The following is a 2,837-nucleotide window of genomic DNA, read 5'->3' as shown; positions in this document are numbered from 1 at the left end:
GACCGGGTCCGCGACCTGCTGGCCACCCATCCGGCGCTGGCCGGCAGCACCGGCCTGGCACTGCCGTATGTGACGGTCTGCGTCCGGGCCACGCTGGGCCGCTGACGGCCTGACTGGCGGTCATGGCGGCACCGTGTGCAGATCCGTACCATGGCGCCAACACCCGGCGCTCGCCCGGGAGGGACCCGGGGAGGGACTTATGCGCAACCACTGGACGTCGCGCGCGCTGACGGTGACCGCCGGCGCCGGTCTGGCCGGCACGCTCGCCTGGTCGGCGCCCGCGCAGGCCGACCCGGCCGACGATGCGTTCCTCAACTCGCTGGGCGGCACCGGCATCGACGTCAGCAACCCGGCGGCGACGGCCGCGCTGGGCCAGTCGGTCTGCCCGATGCTGACCCAGCCCGCCGGGTCGCTGCTCTCCGTCGTCTCCGGCCTGACCGGCAGCGACGGCGGCATGTCGCCGGAGCTGGCCGAGATGTTCGCCGAGGCGGCGGTGGACGCGTACTGCCCGCAGATGCTGGCCGAGGTCGCCAACGGCCAGACGCCGACCGTGCCGCCGGAGCTGGCCGGCCCCGGCCGCGGAATCCCCGCCATCCCGGGCCTGCCCGGTGGCATCCCCGGCCTGCCCGGTGGCATTCCCGGCCTGTGACGGCGGCTCAGCGGGTGCCGAGCGGGTCGATGGTCTTGGCGATGTAGAGGATGGTGGCCGCCAGCGTCGTCATGGTGGCGAAGTCGAGCCGCTTATAGCGCACCACCAGCAGGCTGGCCCGGTCGTCGGAGAGCACCAGCCGCAGCGCGGCCGCGGTACCCACTCCGATACCGAGCAGCACCGCACCGCGGCGCCAGAACCCGGCCGCCACCAAGCCGAACGCCGCCACGAAGATCACCCCGACCAGCAGGATCGGCCACTGCGCCGCTACCAGCTGCCGGGCCCGGGTCATACCGGGCTCCCGGCGCCCTCGACCCGCTCCACCACGTTGGCGAGCAGGAACGCCCGGGTCAGCGGACCCACCCCGCCGGGATTGGGCGACACGTGCCCGGCGACCTCCCAGACATCCGGGTGCACGTCGCCCACCAGCCCGTCGGCGGTGCGGCTGACCCCGACGTCGACCACCGCGGCGCCGGGCCGGACCATGTCGGCGGTGAGCATGTGCGGCACCCCCACCCCGGCCACCACGATATCGGCCTGCCGGGTCAGCGCGGCCAGGTCACGGGTCCTGGTGTGGCAGACGGTCACGGTGGCGTTCTCCGACCGGCGGCTCAGCAGCAGGCTCAGCGGACGCCCGACCGTCACCCCGCGGCCGATGATCACCACGTGCGCGCCGGCGATCTCGATGTGGTAGCGGCGCAGCAGGTGCACGATGCCGCGCGGGGTGCACGGCAGCGGCCCGGGGGTGCCGAGCACCAGCCGGCCCAGGTTGGTCGGGTGCAGCCCGTCGGCGTCCTTGGCCGGGTCGACGCGCTCCAGCGCGGCGTTCTCGTCGAGGTGCTTGGGCAGCGGCAGCTGCACGATGTAGCCGGTGCACTCGGGGTCGGCGTTCAGCTCGTCGATGGTGTCGTTCAGCGTCTCGGGGCTGACGTCGGCGGGCAGGTCGCGACGGATCGAGGTGATGCCGACCTTGGCGCAGTCGTTGTGCTTGCCGCGCACGTAGGCATGCGATCCCGGGTCGTCGCCGACCAGGATGGTGCCCAGGCCGGGGGTGTGCCCCGCCTCGGTCAGCTTCGCCACCCGGGCGGTGAGATCGACGAAGATCTCGTCCCGGGTGACCTTGCCGTCCAACGTGACCGCGCCCACGCCCGTCATTGTGGCACCGGGCGAACGGCCGGTTCGCGCAGGGTGCGGTCGACGTACACCGGTGGCACCGCGCCCTGTCCGCTCAGCCGTCGGCCGCCCGGTCTTCACGTCGATGCTTCTCGATCGCAGCCAGCACGTCATCGGCGGCCGCGCTGATCTGTGCTAGCCGGTCGGGGCCGAGCACCTCGACGAACAACGTGCGCACCCGGGCCGCATGGGCCGGGGCGGCCGCCTCGATCGCGGATCGGCCGGCGCTGGTCAAGACGATGTCGGGATAGCGGGTGCCGTGGGATTCACGGCGGATCAGCCCGCGGTGCTGCATCCGACTCAGGTGATGCGAGAGTCGGCTCTTCTCCCAGTCGGTCACCTCCCCCAGCTGGGACGCGCGCATCCGCCCGTCCGGCGCCTCGGAGAGGTTGACCAGGATCTCGTAGTCGGGCGAGGAGAGCCCGGCCTCCTGCTGCAAGTGCCGCTCAAGGTGACGCACCAGCTGCTGACTCATCGTCAGAAAGCTTCGCCAGGAACGCTGCTGCTGCGGGTCGAGCCATGGTGCATCAGGCATGGAATCAATGCTAATCGGCAAGTTGACACATCAACTCAAATCGGTATCGTGGAGATGGAATTAGGTTGATGCATCAACCTTGATCGGCGAAGGGAGCCGCAATGACCGAGCAGAAGACGATTGCTGTGGTGGGGGCGACCGGGGCACAGGGCGGCGGACTGGCCCGGGCCATCCTCGCCGACCCGGACCGCCAGTTCGCGCTGCGCGCCCTGACCCGCAGCGCCGACTCGGCCAGCGCGCGGGCACTGGCGGCGGCTGGGGCGCAGATCGTCGAGGCGGACCTCGACGATGAAGCGAGCCTGCGACAGGCGTTCGATGGGGTACACGGGGTGTTCGTCGTCACCAACTACTTCGCCCAGCGCAGCCCGGAGGACCAGGCCCGGCGCACCTCGGCCGAGATGGAGCTGGCGCAGGCCGGCAACGCCGCCCGTGCCGCCCGCGACGCCGGAGTGGCCCACGTGGTGTGGTCGACGCTGGAAG

At 71.8% G+C, this 2,837-nt stretch carries 5 protein-coding genes and 1 pseudogene; 3 read left to right on the top strand and 3 right to left on the bottom strand.

Features of this window, described 5'->3' with window-relative positions; genetic code table 11:
- Positions 1 to 105: pseudogene (locus tag AC2VNT_RS10565) on the top strand (SAM-dependent methyltransferase); the annotation flags it as partial.
- 94 nt (positions 106 to 199) lie between these two features.
- The gene (locus AC2VNT_RS10560) at positions 200 to 649 is read left to right on the top strand and encodes a DUF732 domain-containing protein (RefSeq protein ID WP_486946806.1); all 450 of its coding nucleotides are present in this window, start codon (positions 200 to 202) and stop codon (positions 647 to 649) included.
- 7 nt (positions 650 to 656) lie between these two features.
- Here the strand turns inward: AC2VNT_RS10560 and AC2VNT_RS10555 are convergent, their stop codons facing one another.
- The 3 genes from AC2VNT_RS10555 to AC2VNT_RS10545 form a co-directional block, all read right to left on the bottom strand.
- Positions 657 to 941 (bottom strand): DUF3017 domain-containing protein, encoded by a 285-nt coding sequence (locus AC2VNT_RS10555; protein ID WP_486946805.1) that lies wholly within the window; start codon positions 939 to 941, stop codon positions 657 to 659.
- A complete protein-coding gene (locus tag AC2VNT_RS10550) occupies positions 938 to 1,795 on the bottom strand; it encodes a bifunctional methylenetetrahydrofolate dehydrogenase/methenyltetrahydrofolate cyclohydrolase (protein WP_486946804.1) in 858 nt (285 codons plus the stop codon). The genes AC2VNT_RS10555 and AC2VNT_RS10550 overlap by 4 nt, the downstream gene beginning before the upstream one ends.
- 82 nt (positions 1,796 to 1,877) lie before the next feature.
- Positions 1,878 to 2,357, bottom strand: a complete 480-nt coding sequence (locus tag AC2VNT_RS10545; protein ID WP_486946803.1) for a MarR family winged helix-turn-helix transcriptional regulator — start codon at positions 2,355 to 2,357, stop codon at positions 1,878 to 1,880.
- Between the two features lie 101 nt (positions 2,358 to 2,458).
- Between AC2VNT_RS10545 and AC2VNT_RS10540 the strand changes: the two genes are divergently transcribed.
- Positions 2,459 to 2,837: NmrA family NAD(P)-binding protein (locus tag AC2VNT_RS10540; protein WP_486946802.1), on the top strand; the 379-nt coding region annotated here is incomplete at its 3' end.

This window comes from Mycobacterium sp. TH-M15, from assembly GCF_057473705.1.
Note: the sequence above shows the minus strand (reverse complement) of the source record. Positions and strands in the feature narration are given on the sequence as shown.

Bases quoted from the DNA above. Each gene is read 5' to 3' on its own strand.
- AC2VNT_RS10545 (WP_486946803.1), bottom strand. From the start codon at position 2,357: ATGCCTGATGCACCATGGCTCGACCCGCAGCAGCAGCGTTCCTGGCGA.
- AC2VNT_RS10555 (WP_486946805.1), bottom strand. From the start codon at position 941: ATGACCCGGGCCCGGCAGCTGGTAGCGGCGCAGTGGCCGATCCTGCTG.
- AC2VNT_RS10560 (WP_486946806.1), top strand. From the start codon at position 200: ATGCGCAACCACTGGACGTCGCGCGCGCTGACGGTGACCGCCGGCGCC.